Origin of the sequence: Gemmobacter nectariphilus DSM 15620 (genome assembly GCF_000429765.1) — a bacterium.
Taxonomy (GTDB): Bacteria; Pseudomonadota; Alphaproteobacteria; order Rhodobacterales; family Rhodobacteraceae; genus Wagnerdoeblera; species Wagnerdoeblera nectariphila.
Genome location: NZ_AUCM01000004.1, coordinates 328,214 through 344,817 on the forward strand (window position 1 = coordinate 328,214; position 16,604 = coordinate 344,817).

At 67.0% G+C, this 16,604-nt stretch carries 18 protein-coding genes; 6 read left to right on the forward strand and 12 right to left on the reverse strand.

All coding sequences use genetic code 11. The annotated features are described in order from the left end of the window. Positions 1-64 precede the first annotated feature (64 nt). Positions 65-694: a J domain-containing protein gene (locus tag G481_RS0104640; protein ID WP_028028977.1), complete on the reverse strand. Its 630-nt coding sequence runs from the start codon at positions 692-694 to the stop codon at positions 65-67. 86 nt (positions 695-780) lie between these two features. Here G481_RS0104640 and G481_RS0104645 point away from each other — a divergent pair, with 86 nt between their 5' ends. Further along, positions 781-1,038 carry a BolA family protein gene (locus tag G481_RS0104645; protein ID WP_028028978.1) on the forward strand — a complete coding sequence of 86 codons (258 nt, stop codon included), beginning with the start codon at positions 781-783 and terminating at the stop codon, positions 1,036-1,038. Here the strand turns inward: G481_RS0104645 and G481_RS25360 are convergent, their stop codons facing one another. Continuing rightward, on the reverse strand, positions 1,039-1,500 hold the full coding sequence (locus G481_RS25360) for a DUF4177 domain-containing protein (protein ID WP_084450626.1): 462 nt from the start codon (positions 1,498-1,500) through the stop codon (positions 1,039-1,041). A 233-nt stretch (positions 1,501-1,733) separates the two neighbouring features. Between G481_RS25360 and G481_RS0104655 the strand changes: the two genes are divergently transcribed. Together G481_RS0104655 and G481_RS0104660 are read left to right on the forward strand one after the other, a co-directional pair. Then, positions 1,734-3,005, forward strand: coding sequence for an FAD-binding domain-containing protein (locus G481_RS0104655; protein ID WP_028028979.1), 1,272 nt, complete (start codon positions 1,734-1,736; stop codon positions 3,003-3,005). Between the two features lie 141 nt (positions 3,006-3,146). Beyond that, positions 3,147-3,911, forward strand: coding sequence for a gamma-glutamyl-gamma-aminobutyrate hydrolase family protein (locus G481_RS0104660; RefSeq protein ID WP_028028980.1), 765 nt, complete (start codon positions 3,147-3,149; stop codon positions 3,909-3,911). Between the two features lie 164 nt (positions 3,912-4,075). On the opposite strand, the gene G481_RS22860 is transcribed toward G481_RS0104660, so the two are convergent. The 6 genes from G481_RS22860 to G481_RS0104690 all read right to left on the reverse strand — a co-directional run bounded on the left by G481_RS22860 (position 4,076) and on the right by G481_RS0104690 (position 9,787). After that, on the reverse strand, positions 4,076-5,077 hold the full coding sequence (locus G481_RS22860) for a FliM/FliN family flagellar motor switch protein (RefSeq protein WP_051294302.1): 1,002 nt from the start codon (positions 5,075-5,077) through the stop codon (positions 4,076-4,078). A 54-nt stretch (positions 5,078-5,131) separates the two neighbouring features. Next, positions 5,132-7,828, reverse strand: coding sequence for a sensor histidine kinase (locus tag G481_RS0104670; RefSeq protein ID WP_028028981.1), 2,697 nt, complete (start codon positions 7,826-7,828; stop codon positions 5,132-5,134). Between the two features lie 4 nt (positions 7,829-7,832). Then, positions 7,833-8,099, reverse strand: a complete 267-nt coding sequence (locus G481_RS0104675) for a hypothetical protein (protein WP_028028982.1) — start codon at positions 8,097-8,099, stop codon at positions 7,833-7,835. Further along, the gene (locus tag G481_RS0104680; RefSeq protein WP_028028983.1) at positions 8,096-8,467 is read right to left on the reverse strand and encodes a response regulator transcription factor; all 372 of its coding nucleotides are present in this window, start codon (positions 8,465-8,467) and stop codon (positions 8,096-8,098) included. The genes G481_RS0104675 and G481_RS0104680 overlap by 4 nt, the downstream gene beginning before the upstream one ends. A gap of 72 nt (positions 8,468-8,539) precedes the next feature. Beyond that, positions 8,540-9,355: a histidinol-phosphatase gene (gene hisN, locus G481_RS0104685; protein WP_035025085.1), complete on the reverse strand. Its 816-nt coding sequence runs from the start codon at positions 9,353-9,355 to the stop codon at positions 8,540-8,542. A gap of 69 nt (positions 9,356-9,424) precedes the next feature. Further along, positions 9,425-9,787 (reverse strand): helix-turn-helix domain-containing protein, encoded by a 363-nt coding sequence (locus G481_RS0104690; RefSeq protein ID WP_028028985.1) that lies wholly within the window; start codon positions 9,785-9,787, stop codon positions 9,425-9,427. 329 nt (positions 9,788-10,116) lie between these two features. On the opposite strand from G481_RS0104690, the gene G481_RS0104695 reads away from it, so the two are divergent. After that, complete coding sequence (locus tag G481_RS0104695; RefSeq protein WP_028028986.1) at positions 10,117-11,076, forward strand: NADPH:quinone oxidoreductase family protein; 960 nt, start codon at positions 10,117-10,119, stop codon at positions 11,074-11,076. A gap of 138 nt (positions 11,077-11,214) precedes the next feature. Here the strand turns inward: G481_RS0104695 and G481_RS0104700 are convergent, their stop codons facing one another. Continuing rightward, a complete protein-coding gene (locus tag G481_RS0104700) occupies positions 11,215-12,069 on the reverse strand; it encodes a LysR family transcriptional regulator (RefSeq protein ID WP_028028987.1) in 855 nt (284 codons plus the stop codon). Between the two features lie 124 nt (positions 12,070-12,193). Here G481_RS0104700 and G481_RS0104705 point away from each other — a divergent pair, with 124 nt between their 5' ends. Further along, on the forward strand, positions 12,194-12,421 hold the full coding sequence (locus tag G481_RS0104705) for a YjiS-like domain-containing protein (protein WP_028028988.1): 228 nt from the start codon (positions 12,194-12,196) through the stop codon (positions 12,419-12,421). Between the two features lie 126 nt (positions 12,422-12,547). Continuing rightward, positions 12,548-13,294 carry a Bax inhibitor-1/YccA family protein gene (locus G481_RS0104710; RefSeq protein WP_028028989.1) on the forward strand — a complete coding sequence of 249 codons (747 nt, stop codon included), beginning with the start codon at positions 12,548-12,550 and terminating at the stop codon, positions 13,292-13,294. A 327-nt stretch (positions 13,295-13,621) separates the two neighbouring features. On the opposite strand, the gene G481_RS0104715 is transcribed toward G481_RS0104710, so the two are convergent. Genes G481_RS0104715 through G481_RS0104725 form a run of 3 tightly spaced genes read right to left on the reverse strand, consistent with a single transcriptional unit; the run spans position 13,622 to position 16,332 of the window. Continuing rightward, positions 13,622-13,894 (reverse strand): putative quinol monooxygenase, encoded by a 273-nt coding sequence (locus G481_RS0104715; RefSeq protein WP_028028990.1) that lies wholly within the window; start codon positions 13,892-13,894, stop codon positions 13,622-13,624. Further along, positions 13,891-15,447 (reverse strand): glutamine-hydrolyzing GMP synthase, encoded by a 1,557-nt coding sequence (guaA, locus tag G481_RS0104720; protein ID WP_028028991.1) that lies wholly within the window; start codon positions 15,445-15,447, stop codon positions 13,891-13,893. The genes G481_RS0104715 and guaA overlap by 4 nt, the downstream gene beginning before the upstream one ends. A gap of 48 nt (positions 15,448-15,495) precedes the next feature. Next, on the reverse strand, positions 15,496-16,332 hold the full coding sequence (locus tag G481_RS0104725; RefSeq protein WP_028028992.1) for a DMT family transporter: 837 nt from the start codon (positions 16,330-16,332) through the stop codon (positions 15,496-15,498). Positions 16,333-16,604 lie beyond the last annotated feature (272 nt).

Sequence of the window (16,604 nt, forward strand, 5' to 3'; positions counted from 1 at the left end):
GTTGCGGGCCTGGCCAGACTGGCCACAGCGCGCGCCGGGTGCAAGGGGCATTCGGCCCGCGCGATCAGTCCTTGAAGTGGCGGCTGTCCTTGATCTGGTCCCAGGCCCAGACCACCTCTTGCAGGCGATCCTCGTCAGCACGGTTGCCCCCGTTGAGATCCGGGTGAAGATCCTTGACCAGGCTCTTGTATTGCTTGCGAATTTCGACCCGGGTCCAGGTGTCGCGCGCGTCCAGGATTTCCAGCGCCTTGCGTTCGGTCGGGGGCAGGCGGCGGGTCTGGGTGGTGACCGGCGCGCTGCGCGTGCCTTTCTCGCCCAGAATCTCCAGCGGGTCGTTCACCCCAAGGCGCGCCCAGGCCCGCCCCTCATCGGGGCGTTTGCCAAAGGGCTGGGTATCGCGGCCCCAGACCCGATCCTTGTCGACGAAGCGCTGGAAATCCTCTTCGGTCTGGCCTTGGAAGAAATTCCACTTGAGGTTGTATTCGCGCACATGGTCGCGGCAGAACCAGACGAATTCGTCCAGCTGGTCCGGCGATTTGGGCGCGCGATATTGCCCCGGCTCCTTGCAGCCAGGATAGGCGCAGGGCAGATCGGTGTTTTCGACGGCACCCGACATGCCACGCCGGCCGCGCGCCTTGCGCTTCTTGTCGGAAGAGACGCGGATATCAAACTCGAACGGCGAACGGGTGGTCATAAGCTGGCTCCGGGACTTGCCTTTCCGACTCAGGGCGGCGATTTTAGCTTGATCGTCGGGCACTTGTAGGGGGTTGACAGCCGAAAATGCGGATAGAGGACAAAATTCGCACATCCTTGACCGAGGCCTTCGCGCCAGAGCGGCTGGACGTGGTCAACGAAAGCCACCGCCATGCCGGTCATGCCGGCGATGACGGCTCGGGCGAAAGCCATTTTCGCGTGGCCATCCGGGCGGCGGCCTTTGCGGGGCAGTCACGGCTGGCCCGGCACCGCGCGGTTCACGCGGCACTGGGCCCCGCGCTGATGGGGCAGATCCACGCCCTCGCGCTGGAGATCGAGGGCTGACTACTCGGCCGCCTGATCCGTGCCGTTTGCCCCAGCAGGGCGCGCCGGACCGACCGAGGGCGCAAGCCCCGTGTCGGTGCCTGTGCTGATCCGGGGGGCGGCGCCTGCCTCGGGCCGGGCGAACAGCAGGGCGGCGCGGCGGGCGGCGGCATCCATGGCATCGGCTTCCGGCGCGGGTTGGTCCGTCTCGGCCGGGGGGGCAAGGCGTGCCATCGGCGCGGCGGCCGAGACCAGGTCCTTGCGAAACACCAGCATGTGCTGAAAGGTCGTGGTGCGGCCGGTCAGGCCGACGCGTTCTTCGACCGGCAGGGTATCGGTGCGCAGATAGTCCCAGCCGTCTGCCGCCATCTCGTTCATCACGCGGCCGAGCGCATGGGCAAACCGGGCCTCGGTGGTCTTGGCACCCTTGGCCTTTTCGCCTTTGCGCGGTGCTGGCACCACCTTGTATTCGTATCGTTGCATTCAGGAACCCCCGCCTCTGGCCGCAAGATAGGGGATTAGCCGTGCAAGGCCAAGCGGGCAGGGCGGGTTCTGGCGAAGGTGTGACATGCGCAAGGCCGGACACAACAGGCTGTGGCGCCAACCTGCATGGCCGGGCAGGTCTGGTGTCTGCCCGTGCCTCGGCGATCGGCAATGACAAGATGTGGCACGGCGACTCTTTACGAATCGTTCGCGCGGGCCTACCGATTTGTTCCATGAATGTTCTGGTGTGGTTCAGGCGGGATTTGCGGGTGAACGATCATCCGGCCCTGGTGCAGGCAGCTGCACTGGGACGGGTGTTGCCGCTGTATATTGCCGATCCGGCCGACTGGCTGGCGCCCGGTGCCTCGGCCCGGCAATGGGAGTTCGTGGCCGAAACGCTGACCGGCCTGCGCGCCGATCTTGCGGCGCTGGGGGCCCCGCTGGTGGTGCGCTGCGGCCCGGCAGCGCAGGTCATCGCGCGGCTGTCCCGATCGTATCGGATCGACAGGGTTCTGTGCCTGCACCGCCCCGGCAGCCCGGTGCCGCCGGGGGTCGAGGAACTGGCACCTGATGCGCCCTTGCCGCCCCCCGCGCTGACCCCGGTGCCGGGGATCGAGCCGGGGCTGATTCCCGCAGCTCGTGCCCTTGGGATGGCCGCCGATACCTGCCCGCACCGTCAGCCGGGGGGGCGCGCTGCCGGGCTGGCGCTGGCCGAAAGCTTTCTGGCCGGGCGCGGGGCGGACTATCCGGCATCCCTTGTCTCTCCGATCGGGGGCGAGCGGTCGGGCTCGCGTCTGTCGCCGCATCTGGCACATGGGGTGCTGTCGCGCGAGGAACTGCGCGCCTTGCTGCCTGGCGCCTTGCCATCCCGCGCAGCCCGGGGCTTGATCGAGGCGCTGCGCCAGCCGCTGGCACCCCCGCCTGCATTGACTGGGGGCGAGGGCGGCCATCTGGCCGCCTTTGCCGCGGCCGAGACCGGCTTGCCCTTTGTCGATGCCTGCCTGCGCTATTTTCGCGCGACCGGCTGGCTGAATGCGCGGGGGCGCGAGATGCTGGCCTCGGTCGCGCTGCACCTGCTGGATCTGCCGCCCCAGGGTGTGGCGGCCGTTCTGGCCCGGCTGAGCACCGACCACGATCCGGCGATTCTGGGGCCGCAGATCGCGGCCCTGTGCCAGCCCTCGGCGCGGATCGCAAATCCCGTCCGGCTGGGGCAAGAGCATGATCCGCACGGTCGATTCACCCGCCGGTGGCTGCCTGAACTTGCAGCTGTGCCAGATGATCACCTGCACGCGCCCTGGCGCTGGACCGGGGCGGGGCGGGTGCTGGGGCGGCGCTACCCGGAACCTTTGTGCGACCCCACCCATGCCGCCCGCGCCGCCCGCGCGCGTCTGGGATCGCCGCAGCGGGCCTGGCCCGAACGTCATAGCGCGGCCGACCTTGTGCTGATCGAGGATGCGGTGATGCGGCCGCGCCGCCCGTCGGCCCAACTGTCCTTCGACCTCTAGGGGCGCGTGGCGCGCGGGTCTGGCCCGGCGCGGCCCGATGTTCGCCCATGCACAAGCCGGCGGGCCGATGTTGCGGGGATCCGCCCCTTTTCCTTTTGCAATCGCGGCGCTAGGCTTTGGCCGAAACGTGCGGGGACGGATATGGCATCGCAGCAGCGCCGGCCGGTGGTCGGCATCATCGGCAATGAAAGCGTACTCAACGAAACCTATCATGTGCAGGCGGCGGGGCTGATGAATTGCCATGCCGTGGCCGATGTGGCGGGCTGTCTGCCGCTGATCGTTCCGGCCGATCCGCGCGTGGTTTCGGTGGCCGAACTGCTTGAGTCCTGCGACGGGTTTCTGCTGACCGGCGGGCGTCCGAACGTTCACCCCAGCGAATATGGCGAGGAGGAAACGCCCGCCCATGGCGCCTTTGACCGCAACCGCGATGCGATCACCCTGCCGCTGGTGCGCGCCTGCGTCGAACGTGGCCAGCCCTTTCTGGGGATCTGCCGCGGGTTTCAAGAGGTGAACGTGGCGATGGGCGGCACGCTGCACCCGGAAATCCGCGATCTGCCCGGGCGGATGAACCACCGGATGCCACCCGACGGCACGATCGAGGAAAAATTCGCCCTGCGCCACGCGGTCAAGCTGGTGCCGGGCGGGGTCTTTGCCCGCCTTCTTGGCGCCGAAGAGGTGATGACCAACACGCTGCACGGTCAGGGCATTGCCCGCGCCGGAAGCCGGATCGTGATCGAGGGCACCGCGCCCGATGGCACGCCCGAGGCGATCCATGTCCGCGATGCGCCGGGCTTCACCCTCTCGGTCCAGTGGCACCCGGAATACAAGGCGGCGGCCGATCCGGTCTCGCGCCCGCTGTTCGAGGCTTTCGGCGCGGCGGCACGGGCCTGGGCCGCACGCAGCTAGGCACCGGCGATCGCCTTGGTCAGGGTCTGGTCCCGCCACGGCTGGTGTCGCCGCCGGTCTGTCGCGCGGGGCCTGCAGCACCTTGCGCCTGATTGGCCCGAGCAGCCACCCGGCCAGCCCTATCAACCGTATCAGGGAATTCAGGGCGCCGCCGAATGGCCCGGTCATGCACTGCGCGCAAGGGCAGGTGGTGGCGGGTCTGTGGCAGGCGTTTCAGCGGGCGCGCTGTCCAATGGGGCAGAGCGGGGCGCAATCTCGGTCTGGCGGGCATGGGGCGACGCGGCATCGCCGCCGATATCGTCCATCTTCAACGCCCGGCTGCCCCGGTTCTGGCCAAGGCGGCCCGTCCCAAGCGGTTGCCCCCCGGGACCTTGCAGGGCAATCCGGTCCAGCCGGGCATCGGGCAGCGGCAGGACCATTCCGGGTTCCAGCGCCATGGCCTGCGAGAGGGGCAGGCGGATGCGGGTGATCACCGCCTCGACCGCGACATCGGCACCCAGAACCGCGCCTGACAGTGCCGCTTGCCAGGCCTGCGCCGTTGCCGGGGTTTCGCCCGGCGCAGGGGCGGGGGCGGGTTTCGGCCCGCGACCTTCGGCGGGCAAGGCCAGCAGCAGCCGCCCTTGTCGCGCGCCTGCGGCAATGTCGAGATCGCAGATCAGCACGCGATACGGGATGTCATCGAGCAGCAGATCCAGCGGCCGCGCGTCTTCGAGGAACGAGGCATAGCGAAAGCCGGCGGTCCAGGTCAGATCGGGGGCCGTCGCCAGCGCAGTCTCCAGCGCGGCCAGCGCCCCGTCGATCAGCCCGGCCGACATGGCGGCATCGGTCCGGGTCGGGCGGCGGGGCAGCACCGGGCCGGCGATGACGCGGCCGATGGTCTGCGATTCGATCACCGAGGCCGTCAGTTCCGGCGACATCACCAGCAGCCCCAGCCCGTTCCCCGGCCCTTCCAGCACCGCGAGCAAGGCGCGTTCCGGCACCAGATCCAGCAGTTCAGCCAGCGAGCGCCGATCGTCCCGCAGGACCGGAACCGCCAGATCCAGCCCCACCATGTCGCGCGCGACACGGGCAAAGGCGGTGCGCCATGCCCGTGCCCCGGTTTCCCCGCCGCCGCGATCATCGCTGCGCACCGCGACCTTGCGCCTGAGAACGCTGTCTGCCGTCATCCCGAGCCTGCCTTTCAACAGCCCCAGTCTGACACCCCGAGGTTAGCGAATGGTTTACGCCGGCCCGCCGATCGGCAGCACCAGCGTGGCCGGGAACACCACCCGAAACGCCGCGCCGCCCTGTCCGGGCAGATAGGCGATGCTGCCGCCCAGATTTTGCATGATCTCGCGGCAGATCGCGAGGCCAAGGCCCGCCCCGCCTGCCTTGGCCGAATCCGTCAGCCGGGCGAACTTTTCAAAGATCAGCGCCTGCGAGGGTTTCGGAATTCCGCTGCCGTTGTCGATGAAATCGACCTGCACCTGATCGCCCTTGCGCCGCACGACGATGCGCAGCGCCGGCGCCTCGGCATCGCAGTATTTCCGGGCATTCGAGATGATGTTGATGAACACCTGCGTCAGGCGGTCGATGTCCGAGCTGACCGTCACCTGTTCCGCCTGACCGTCGCGGTGCAGGGCAAAGTCGCGTTCCGGGCGGGTCGATCCGGCGGCCTGCAAGGCGCGGTCCAGCATGTCGCGCAGGCTGGCCGTGCGCAGCGTCAGTTGCACCGTGCCGCTTTCCAGCACCGACAGATCCAGCAGATCATCCAGCAGCCGGGTCAGGCGGATCGCCTCGTCATGGATGATGCCGGCATAGCGGGCGCACAATTCGGGCGGGACATCCTCGTCCATCATGATCTCGGAAAACGCCCGGATCGAGGTCATGGGCGTGCGCAATTCGTGGCTGATCTGGCTCAGGAAGGCATCCTTTTGCACCGACAGCTGGGTCAGCTTGTCATTCGCCTCGCGCAGCTGGCGGGCGGTGCGGGTCAGCTCGTCCTGCTGGGCCTCGAGCCGGGCGGAATATTCCATGATCTGCGCGGTTTCGTTCGCCACCGCCATCAGATCCTCGACCGAGACCGAGGCACCGCCCGCGATCTGCGCAATCATCGCATGGGCCGCCGCCGCACCGATGGACCCCGACAGCCGCCGTTCCAGATCGTTCATGAAGGCGGGGGTGATGTCGGGCAGATAGCCATCCTTGCCCTGCGCCCTCGCATTGGCCTGAAAGAAGGCCAGCGCCACATCCTCGCCCAGGATGCGCTGGGCCATGACCAGCAGATCCTCGGGCTCGGCCTGACCGCGCGACCAGCCGGGGGCGGGGCCGGACTGGTCGAACGCCTGCACGAAGCGCGCGCCCTGAAGCCGCTCCATCGGGCTGGGAAAGGTCAGCAGCGATCCGCCGACGAACAGCAAGGTGTTGACCGCCAGCGACCAGAACAGCGCGTGCAGCAGCGGGTCCATGCCGGATATGCCGAACAGCGCCTCGGGGCGCAGCCAGCCAAGGCCGAAGAGACCACCCTCGAACACATGGGCGGCAATCACCGCACCCTGGCCAAAGGACGGCAGATAAAGGGTGTAAAGCCACAGCCCGAACCCGGTGCCCAGCCCCAGCATGGCGCCCGTGCGTGTCGCACCGCGCCAGAACAGCGCCCCCAGCATGGCCGGCAGGATTTGCGCGACGCCCACAAAGGCGATCAGCCCGGTCGCCGCCAGCGCGCCCGATCCGCCGGTCAGCGTGTAATAGCCATATCCCAGCGCCATCACCCCGGCGATGGACAGCCGCCGCGCCAGCAGCACAACGCGCCTCAGATCACCCGGCTCGGTCCCCTTGCGCTCGCCAAAGGCCAGGATCAGCGGCATGACGACATGGTTCGACACCATGGTCGCCAGCGCAATGGCCGCCACGATGACCATCGAGGTCGCCGAGGAAAACCCGCCCAGAAAGGCCAGCATCGCCAGCCCCCCCTGATCGAGCGCCAGCGGAAGCGTCAGCACGAACAGATCGGGGTTCGACCCGTCCGGCAGCACCTCCAGCCCGACCACGGCGATGGGCACGACGAACAGGCTCATGGCTGCCAGATACAGCGGAAAGGCCCAGCTGGCAGTGGACAGGTGCCGCTCGTCGGCGTTTTCGACCACCAGCACCTGAAACATGCGGGGCAGCGTCAGGATGGCGGCGGCCGACAGGAAGATCAGCCCGGCCCAGCGGCCCGGCACCAGCTCCCAGCCCGCCAGGCGCGATGCGTCGATCCGCGTCACGATATCGGCCGGGCCATCGGCCACGATCCAGACGACGAACACCCCGACCGCGACCAGCGCGACCAGCTTGACCACCGCCTCGACGGCGATGGCGGTGACCACGCCATGGTGCTGCTCGTTCGCATCCAGATTGCGGGTGCCGAACAGGATGGTGAACAGCGCCAGCCCCCCGGCCACCCACAGCGCCGTGGTATCGCGGTCGGGCAGGTGCCAGCCGTCCGGCGTGTCCGAGGCAAAGACCGAAAACGACAGCGCCACCGATTGCAGTTGCAGCGCGATATAGGGTGTCGCCGCCGTCACGCAGATCAGCGTGACCACCACGCCCAGCAGGCTCGACTTGCCATAGCGGCTGGAGATCAGATCCGCGATCGAGGTGACGCGCTGCGTCTTGGCGATCCGCACCAGCTTGCGCAGCACCACCCACCAGCCGATGAACACCAGCGTCGGGCCCAGGTAGATGGTGACGAATTCCAGCCCGGACCGCGCCGCATAGCCGACCGCACCATAAAAGGTCCATGCGGTGCAATAGACCGACAGCGACAGCGTATAGACCAGCGGTGAGCTGAGCCATGGCAGCGTGCCCGCCTCGGCCCGCCGGTCGGCCACAAAGGCGACGGTGAACAGAAAGGCCACATAGGCAAGACAGGCCAGGACCAGAAGGTTGAAGGGCACGGGCCTAGTCCTCGTCCGGTCCGCTGCCGGGCGTGTCCTCGTCCAGCCGGGTGGACAAAAGGCGCGTTGCCACGATCAGCCCCGCCCAGATGGCGAACACATAGATGCCGTCCCGCGCGGTCGACCGTGCGCCGTCCGGCTCTGGCGCCCACAGCATCGGCAGCAGCATCAGCACCGCCCCCAGCACCGGGACAAAGCGGGCGGCATCGCGCAGCCGCCGGCTGCGGTAGATCGGGGGCGCCACAAAGACCGGCTGGCGGGGCGGCTTCACGTCTGCCCCAGCAGCGCGCGGACCGAGGCCAGAACCTCGGCGTTGGAAAACGGCTTGGCCATGAAGCCGCTGGCCCCCGCCGCCTCGGCCAGTTCGCGGTCGCGCCCCTGGCCGCGCGCGGTCAGCATCAGCACCGGCAAGGCGGCGGTCGCAGGTTCTGCGCGCAGATCGCGCAGGATGTCATAGCCGTTGCGGCCGGGCAGCATGGCGTCAAGGATCAGCGCATCGGGCTGTTCCGCCCGCACCACATCCAGCGCATCGCGCCCCTGATGGTGGCACGAGACGCGGAACCCGTCGCGGGTCAGGATGAAGCGGATCGCCTCGGAAATGTTCGGCTCGTCCTCGATGAGGAGTACGTGCTTGCCCATCCGTCGGCCTCCCCTCCGTGCGGTGTGCGCCTTGCGACTATTGCCGCAAATCACGAAGCTGTCAAAACCCTGTCATGGGTCCGATACCTGCGACAGCAGGGCCAGCGCCTCGGCATGGACGGCGGCATTGGCGGCCGCGATGACCCGCCCGCCATTGTGCGCAGGGCGCCCCTTCCAGTCGGTCACGATGCCGCCTGCCGCCTCGATCACGGCGATGGGGGCCACGATGTCATAGGACTGAAGCCCGGCCTCGACCACAAGGTCGATCTGGCCGGCGGCGACCAGCCCATAGGCGTAGCAATCCATGCCATAGCGCACCAGCTTGCAGCGCCGGGCCAGGCGGTGAAAGGCGGTGCCTTCCTCGGGGGTGCCGACCTCGGGGAAGGTGGTGAAGATGATCGCCTCGGCCAGGGGACGCGGCGCGCGGGTGCGCAAGGGGGCTGCGCCTTGCGGCCCGCTCAGCCGCGCAACGCCGGGGGCACCGATGAACCGCTCGCCGATATAGGGTTGGTCGATGATGCCAAGGACGGGGCCATCGGCATCGGTCAGCCCGATCAGAACGCCCCAGGTCGGGGTGCCCGACAGATAGGCGCGGGTGCCGTCGATCGGGTCCAGAACCCAGGTCAACCCGCTGGTTCCCTGATGCTGCCCGCGTTCTTCACCCAGAATGCCATCTTCGGGGCGCAGCTCGGCCAGCAGGGCGCGCATCGCATCCTCGGCGGCGCGGTCGGCCACCGTGACCGGATCGAAGCGGTCGGCTTCCTTGCTGTCGGCCGTCAGATCGCCGCGCCGGAAATGTTCCAGCGTCACGCGCCGCGCCGCATCGGCCAGGGTCTCGGCCACCGCGACCAGTCGGGCGTCCAGGGCGGGGTCGCGTCGGGTCGTCATTACAGCCTCCGGTCAACGCACTGACCCGCCGCGGCTAGCGCGACGGGTCAGTGCGGTCAAGCCCGATGCTCAGGCGGCCGAAGTGTCGGACAGCACGCGCGCCAGATCGAACAGGCGGCGGCGCTGGGCTTCAGGGATGCTGTAGTAGGCGCGGATCAGCTCCATCGCCTCCTTGTCCCCCATCAGATCGCCTGCTGGCCGTGCAGTATCTGCCGCGTCAAGCCCGTCAAAGAAGAAGCTGATCGGCACTTCCATCTCGCGGGCGATGTCGTAAAGCCGCGAGGCGCTGACCCGGTTCATGCCGGTTTCGTATTTTTGGATTTGTTGAAACTTGATGCCCACGCGGTCCGCAAGTTGTTGTTGCGTCATCCCCACCATCCAGCGGCGGTGACGAATGCGTTTACCGACATGTGCGTCTACAGGATGCTTCATGAAACTCTCCCTTCCCAGTCCTCGTTACGCGCGGGGCTCACACATGCCCCTTGAGCTAGTTCTTTCATATTTTTGTCGCTCTGCAAGAAATCTGATCGCGCTACCGCCGCAAAAGTAGCAAAATCTGAATTTGTCCTGAACGCACTGTCTCTCAGGTGTTATCTTTTGAGCGATCCACCCGCCGCAAGTTGAAATTGTGTTTGCATTTCGCGAATCCTGTGCGCATTTTGCGAAGGCTCAACCCCTGCAGACTTCGCGTTCTGCAAGTGCTGGTCATGCCTGCCTGCAACCGCTACCGTTCGCATGACGGAAAAAAGGGGAAGATTCTCATGCGCGCGTATCGTATCCGGGCCTTTGGGGGCGATGCCGGACTTGCCGAGGTGGACCGGCCAGCCCCGGGACCGGGCGAGGTCTTGCTGCGGATCGCGGCCTGCGGGCTCAACTTTGCCGACCTGCTCATGCTCAAGGGCGAATATCAGGAACGGCCCGAGCCGCCCTTTACCCTGGGGATGGAGGTGGCGGGCACGGTCGAGGAGACCGGCGAAGGTGTGACGGGGCTGATGCCGGGCGATCGTGTGGCAGTGTTTGCCGGGCAGGGCGGGCTGGCCGAATGGGGCGTCTTTGCCGCCGATCGCTGTGTCAGGCTGCCCGATGCCATGCCGTTCGATCATGCGGCGGCCTTCCTGATCGCCTATGGCACCTCGCATCTGGCGCTGGGGCACCGGGCCCGCCTGCAACCGGGCGAGACGCTGCTGGTCACCGGCGCGGCCGGCGGGGTCGGGCTGACAGCGGTCGAGATCGGCAAGGCCATGGGCGCGCGCGTCATTGCCTGTGCCCGCGGGGCGGACAAGCTGGCGGTCGCTCAGGCCGCTGGCGCCGATCATCTGATCGACAGCGAAACCGCCGATCTGCGCCGCGAGGTCAAGGCGCTTGGCGGGGCCGATGTGGTCTATGATGCGGTCGGGGGCGATGGCTTCATGGCGGCCCTGCGCGCCACCAACCCCGAGGGACGGCTGATCCCCATCGGCTTTGCAGGCGGCGGCGTGCCGCAGATCCCGGCCAACCTTTTGCTGGTCAAGAACCTGACGGTGCTGGGGGTCTACTGGGGCGGCTACATGGCGTTCAAACCGGCCATCGTGACCCAGAGCATCGCCGAGCTGATGGCCATGTATGCTGCCGGCAAGCTGAGGCCGCATGTCAGCCATGCGCTGCCGCTGGAACAGGCCGATGTGGCGCTGGAACTGCTGCGCAGCCGCAAATCCACCGGCAAGGTCGTCGTGACGATGTAACCCGCGCCTTCGGCGCGCTGCTGCCCGCCGGGGCTGGCAGCAGCGCGTCACGCGGGCCCCGTCGATCCATAATCCCTGGGGGGGCGACGGTTGGTGCGGTAACCCGCGCGGCCTGATACAGGCTGCGCCCAGCTGCCCTCAGCCCGCCGCATATTCCTGACGTATCATGGTTGCCAGTGCGCCCGCCGCATCGCCATGGCCGGTTTCCGCCACATACAGGTTGACCTGTGTGTGCCCCAGATCGGGCAGGGTGCCACCATGGGGCACACGCTGGATCTCGCGCGGCTCGGCGCCTTCGACCAGCACATGCAGCGCCAGATCGGCCGAGAGCGATGCCTCGATCGACCGGGTGGTCTCGGATTCCGCCGCCATCACCCAGGGGATCCCGGCCGCGTCCAGCGCGGTCTGCACCCGCACCCGAAAGATGCAGTTGTATTCGAACGCCAGCGGCAGCGGGCGCTGTTTCCAGGCATGGCCCCCCGGCGCCCCCACCCAGATCAGCGGGATCGACCGCAACGTCTCGCCCCCCTTGTCGGCCACGTCCTCGGTGGTCAGGATCACGTCGCATTCGCCCTGATCGAACAGCCGTTTCAGCCGCCGGGTATAGGACGACACCAGCGTGACGCGCATCTTGGGATAATCTTGCGAAAAGCGCCGCAGCACGCGCGGGATCGCCGGATAGACGATGTCCGAAGGCACGCCCAGCACCACCTCGCCCTCGAAGGTCTGGCCGGTCAGGCGGGCCAGCGCCTCATCGTTGAGGTTCAGCATCCGCCGCGCATAGCCCAGCAGCTGCTCGCCCGCGGCGGTCAGGGCAACGCCCCGCCCGGCGCGGTCCATCAGATCGACGCCCAACGCCTCTTCCAGCCGCTTGAGCTGCATCGAGACGGCCGATTGCGTCAGGTTCAGAAAGCCCGCCGCACGGGTCACGCCGCCTGAATCGGCAACGGCCACGAAGCTGCGCAGAGAGGTCAGGTCGAGTTGGCGCGGCATATCACAGTTCCTGATGTAATGGTTCAAAACCATTCATTTCCATAATGAACAGCAATCAGGCAAAAGGATCAAGACATTTGATGATCCGGCGACTCGGATCACGCACCCTGAAAGGACGACCCCCATGTTCGCCTCGCTCCATACCTCGATCTTCGCGCTGCGCCGCGTGGAACGGCGTGGCGCCCGCAGCCTTGCCACCCGCCTGCGCGCCGCCTTTGCGCTGGCTGCCCAACGCCGCCAGCTGGCCGCGCTGGACGATGCCCTGCTGGCCGATATTGGCCTGACCCGCGAGGAGGCGATCACCGAAGCCTCGCGCCGTGCCTGGGACGTGCCGCGCCACTGGTTGGCCTGATCGCATTCTGTTGATCGGAATGCGCGGGAAGTTCTTGAAAACCCGAGGTTCCACCCCGATATTGACGGCAGACGCCTGTGTGATCCTGCACAGGCGGCTTTCGCCATGCATGACGGAGGCTGACCAATGGCAGACTATCAGACGATCCGCGCGGGATCTGTCGGCGCACAGAGCGTTCGGATCGACGAGGGCCTGAAGGCCCATATGAACAAGGTCTACGGGCTGATGTCCGTGGCCATGCTGCTGACTGCGGGGGCCGCCTGGGCCATCGCCGGTCTGGCGGTGGGCCCGGACGGGGCGCTGACCCAGCTGGGCTATGCGATCTATGCCTCGCCCCTGAAGTGGGTGATCATGTTCGCGCCGCTGCTGGTGGTCTTCGGCTTCAGCGCGCTCATCAACCGCATGTCGGCGGCCACAGCGCAGCTGGTGTTCTACGGCTATGCCGTGCTGATGGGGCTGTCCCTGTCGTCGATCTTCCTGGTCTATACCGGAGCCTCGATCGCGCAGACCTTCCTGGTGACGGCCATCGCCTTTGCGGGCCTGTCGCTCTATGGCTACACCACCAAGCGTGACCTGTCGGGGTTCGGCACCTTCCTGATGATGGGCCTGATCGGCCTGATCGTCGCCTCGATCGTGAACATCTTCATCGCCTCGTCGGCGCTGCAGTTCGCGATTTCGGTGATCGGCGTGCTGATCTTTGCCGGCCTGACCGCCTATGACACCCAGTCGATCAAGACCGATTACATCGCCCATGCCCAGCATGGCGACAGCGAATGGCTGGGCAAGTCGGCGATCATGGGCGCGCTGCGGCTCTACCTCGACTTCCTCAACATGTTCATGTTCCTGCTGCAATTCCTGGGCAACCGCGAATAAGCTGCCAGGGCAGGGCGTTACGGGGGCCGGTGCGGAAACGCGCCGGCCCTTTGCTTATGGCTGCCGATCGCGGGCAAGGTCGGCACGCAGACCATCTGCCTGGGTCTCGTTTCGCCTTGAAGAAAATATCCTCGGGGGTGAATGGCCGGAACGGCCAGAGGGGGCCGAGGCCCCCTTTTCTGCGTCGACGTCTGTGCAACGTGGCGGGTGAAAGAAGGGGGGCCTTCTGCCCCCCGGCCCGGCAAGCCGGTCCTCCCCCCGAGGATATTTTCTTCAAGGCGAAAGGCAAGGAGCGGGTGTGCGCGGAGCTTGTGGGGGCGCGGCGGGTCAGTCTTCGCGGATCGTATAGTCGCGGCGGATGCCTGCGGTTGCCTCGGCCCAGGCGCTGCGGGCCGCGCGGGTCTGATGCGCGTTGAGCGCGGGGCGGTCGGTAAAGGTTTCCTCCACCCGCCAGATCAAAGGATCGTCGGTCGGCGTGACCTGAAACGACAGGCAGCCGGGCTCGGCGCGCGTCAGGGCAACATGGTCAGGCAGATGGGCACGGACGCGGGCGGCTTCCTCGGCCGTTGTGCACACAAGGAAGCCGCTCAGCGTGATCATTCCAGCTCGATCGTGCCCGGCGGTTTCGAGGTGACGTCGTAGAACACCCGGTTCACGCCTTTGACCTCGTTGATGATCCGCGTGGCGGTTTCGCCCAGGAAGTCATGGGTAAAGGGGTAGTAATCGGCGGTCATCCCGTCGACCGAGGTCACGGCGCGCAGGCCGACGGCGTAATCGTAGGTCCGCCCGTCGCCCATCACGCCCACCGTGCGCATCGGCAGGATGGCGGCAAAGGCCTGCCAGATTTCGTCATAGAGGCCATGCTTGCGGATCTGGTCGATATAGACCGCATCGGCGCGGCGCAGGATCTCCAGCTTTTCGCGGGTGATCTCGCCGGGGCAGCGGATGGCCAGGCCCGGGCCGGGGAAGGGGTGGCGGCGGATGAACTTTTCCGGCAGGCCAAGCTCTCGGCCCAAGGCGCGCACCTCGTCCTTGAAGAGCTCGCGCAGGGGTTCCACCAGCTTCATGCCCATCTTTTCGGGCAGGCCGCCGACATTGTGGTGCGACTTGATGGTGACCGAAGGGCCACCCGAGAAGGACACCGATTCGATCACATCGGGATACAGCGTGCCCTGGGCCAGGAATTCCGCACCGTCGATTTCGTTGGCGTATTTCTGGAACACGTCGATGAACAGCCGGCCGATGGTCTTGCGCTTGACCTCGGGGTCCGACACGCCCTCGAGCGCGCCAAGGAACAGGTCGGATTCGTCGGCATGGATCAACGGCAGATTATAGGCCTCGCGGAACATCGACACGACTTCCTGGGCCTCGTTCAGGCGCAGAAGGCCGTGATCGACGAAAACGCAGGTCAGCTGCTCGCCGATCGCCTCGTGGATCAGGATGGCGGCGACGGAACTGTCGACACCGCCGGACAGGGCGCAGATGACCTTCTTGTCGCCCACCTGCGCGCGGATCTTGGCAATCGCATCCTCGCGGTAGCTGGCCATCGTCCAGTCGCCGGTAAAGCCGGCCAGTTTCACGAAATTCTCGTAGAGTTTCGCGCCCTTGGGGGTGTGATGCACCTCGGGGTGGAACTGCACGGCATAGAAGTTGCGCGCCACATCGGCGGTGATGGCGAAGGGCGCATTGGGCGAGGTGCCATAGACAGTAAAGCCCGGCGCGATCTTTGATACGTGATCCCCGTGGCTCATCCAGACCTGCTCGCGCCCCTGATCGAACCAGCCGTTCAGGATGGGCAGATCGCCATTGGCCGGGGTCACGAAGGCGCGGCCGAATTCGGCGGTGCCATGGCCCGATTCCACGAGGCCCCCCAGCTGGGTCATCATGGTCTGCTGGCCATAGCAGATCCCGAGGACGGGCACGCCAAAGGTCCACAGGCTTTCGGGTGCGCGGGGGCTGCCGGGGCGGGTCACGCTGTCGGGGCCGCCCGACAGGATCACGGCCTTGGGCGCGAAGTCGCGCAGGAAGGCATCATCCACCCGGTTGTAGGGATGGATTTCGCAATAGACGTTGAGTTCCCGCAAGCGCCGCGCAATCAGCTGCGTCACTTGCGATCCGAAGTCGATGATGAGGAGGCGCTGGTGCTGGGTCATGCGCCCGCGTAGCCCCTGCCACGCAAAATCGCAAGGGGGTGCGACGCGCTAGAGCCGCGTCAGGATCACCCCGCCGACGATCAGGGCGGCGGCAAGCGCCTTGTTGGGCGTCATCCGCTCGCCAAAGATCAGCCAGCCGATGAGCACGGCGAAGAGGATCGAGGTCTCGCGCAGCGCCGCGACCAGGGCGATGGGGGCGACCGTCATGGCCCAGACCGAAATCGCATAGGCCCCATACGAGGCGACCGAGGCGGCGGCCCCTGTGGTCCAGGCCCGTGCCCCGCCGCCCAGCACCCCGCGCCCCTTCAGCGCCACCATGCCGACCGCGAACAGGATGCCGTCGACCACATAGATCCAGCCGACATAGGCGATGGCATCGCCCGACACCCGCGCGCCCATGCCGTCGATCAGCGTATAGCTGGCCGTGGCCATGGCCGAGCCAAAGGCAAAGGGCAGCAGCCGGCGCGATTCGCCATCGGTAAAGACGCCCCGCGCCATGGTCAGGATGCCAAGCCCCAGCACCGCGATGCCGACATATTCGATGGGCCTCACCGCATCGGCCAGCAGGAAGAGCCCTGCGATGGCCGCCATCATGGGCGCGGCCCCGCGCGCGATGGGATAGACGCGGCTCAGGTCGCCAACCTCGTAGGCATGGGCCAGAAAGAACTTGTAGCCGAAATGCGCGCAACCGGCGGCCAGCACCCAGGGGATCACCTCGACCGGGGGCAGCGGGCGCATCAGCACGACCGAAAGCCCCATGGGAATTTCCATCACCGACAGGATCACCATGGCCCCGATGCGCGACGTGCCGATGCGGATCAGCGCATTCCACAGCGCATGAAGAAAGGCCGCGCCCAGCACGGCCAGCAGCACAGCGACGCTCATGGGGTGTTACCTGCCTGTTACGTTCCCGTTACAGGGGCTAGACCCTGGCGCGGGCGCGGGCAAGGGGGCGGGCTGCCAACGATGCGACGACGCGAATGGGGTGTTGCCTGCCTGTTGCGATCCGGGGGTGCGTGTCAGGTCGGACAGGCCGTCAGGGGCTGCGGGGAAAACGGCCTGCGCTATCCGTCCCATCCGCTTTCATCACCTTGCCGAAAATACCCCACGGGGAGGTCTGGAGGGGTGTGAAACCCCTCCAGCGCCGGTCAACGGCG

Excerpts from the sequence above, each read along its gene's own strand:
- G481_RS0104640 (WP_028028977.1), bottom strand. The coding sequence starts at position 694 with ATGACCACCCGTTCGCCGTTCGAGTTTGATATCCGCGTCTCTTCCGAC.
- G481_RS0104645 (WP_028028978.1), top strand. The coding sequence starts at position 781 with ATGCGGATAGAGGACAAAATTCGCACATCCTTGACCGAGGCCTTCGCG.
- G481_RS25360 (WP_084450626.1), bottom strand. The coding sequence starts at position 1,500 with ATGCAACGATACGAATACAAGGTGGTGCCAGCACCGCGCAAAGGCGAA.
- G481_RS0104655 (WP_028028979.1), top strand. The coding sequence starts at position 1,734 with ATGAATGTTCTGGTGTGGTTCAGGCGGGATTTGCGGGTGAACGATCAT.
- G481_RS0104660 (WP_028028980.1), top strand. The coding sequence starts at position 3,147 with ATGGCATCGCAGCAGCGCCGGCCGGTGGTCGGCATCATCGGCAATGAA.
- G481_RS22860 (WP_051294302.1), bottom strand. The coding sequence starts at position 5,077 with ATGACGGCAGACAGCGTTCTCAGGCGCAAGGTCGCGGTGCGCAGCGAT.
- G481_RS0104680 (WP_028028983.1), bottom strand. The coding sequence starts at position 8,467 with ATGGGCAAGCACGTACTCCTCATCGAGGACGAGCCGAACATTTCCGAG.
- hisN (WP_035025085.1), bottom strand. The coding sequence starts at position 9,355 with ATGACGACCCGACGCGACCCCGCCCTGGACGCCCGACTGGTCGCGGTG.
- G481_RS0104690 (WP_028028985.1), bottom strand. The coding sequence starts at position 9,787 with ATGAAGCATCCTGTAGACGCACATGTCGGTAAACGCATTCGTCACCGC.
- G481_RS0104695 (WP_028028986.1), top strand. The coding sequence starts at position 10,117 with ATGCGCGCGTATCGTATCCGGGCCTTTGGGGGCGATGCCGGACTTGCC.
- G481_RS0104700 (WP_028028987.1), bottom strand. The coding sequence starts at position 12,069 with ATGCCGCGCCAACTCGACCTGACCTCTCTGCGCAGCTTCGTGGCCGTT.
- G481_RS0104705 (WP_028028988.1), top strand. The coding sequence starts at position 12,194 with ATGTTCGCCTCGCTCCATACCTCGATCTTCGCGCTGCGCCGCGTGGAA.
- G481_RS0104710 (WP_028028989.1), top strand. The coding sequence starts at position 12,548 with ATGGCAGACTATCAGACGATCCGCGCGGGATCTGTCGGCGCACAGAGC.
- G481_RS0104715 (WP_028028990.1), bottom strand. The coding sequence starts at position 13,894 with ATGATCACGCTGAGCGGCTTCCTTGTGTGCACAACGGCCGAGGAAGCC.
- guaA (WP_028028991.1), bottom strand. The coding sequence starts at position 15,447 with ATGACCCAGCACCAGCGCCTCCTCATCATCGACTTCGGATCGCAAGTG.
- G481_RS0104725 (WP_028028992.1), bottom strand. The coding sequence starts at position 16,332 with ATGAGCGTCGCTGTGCTGCTGGCCGTGCTGGGCGCGGCCTTTCTTCAT.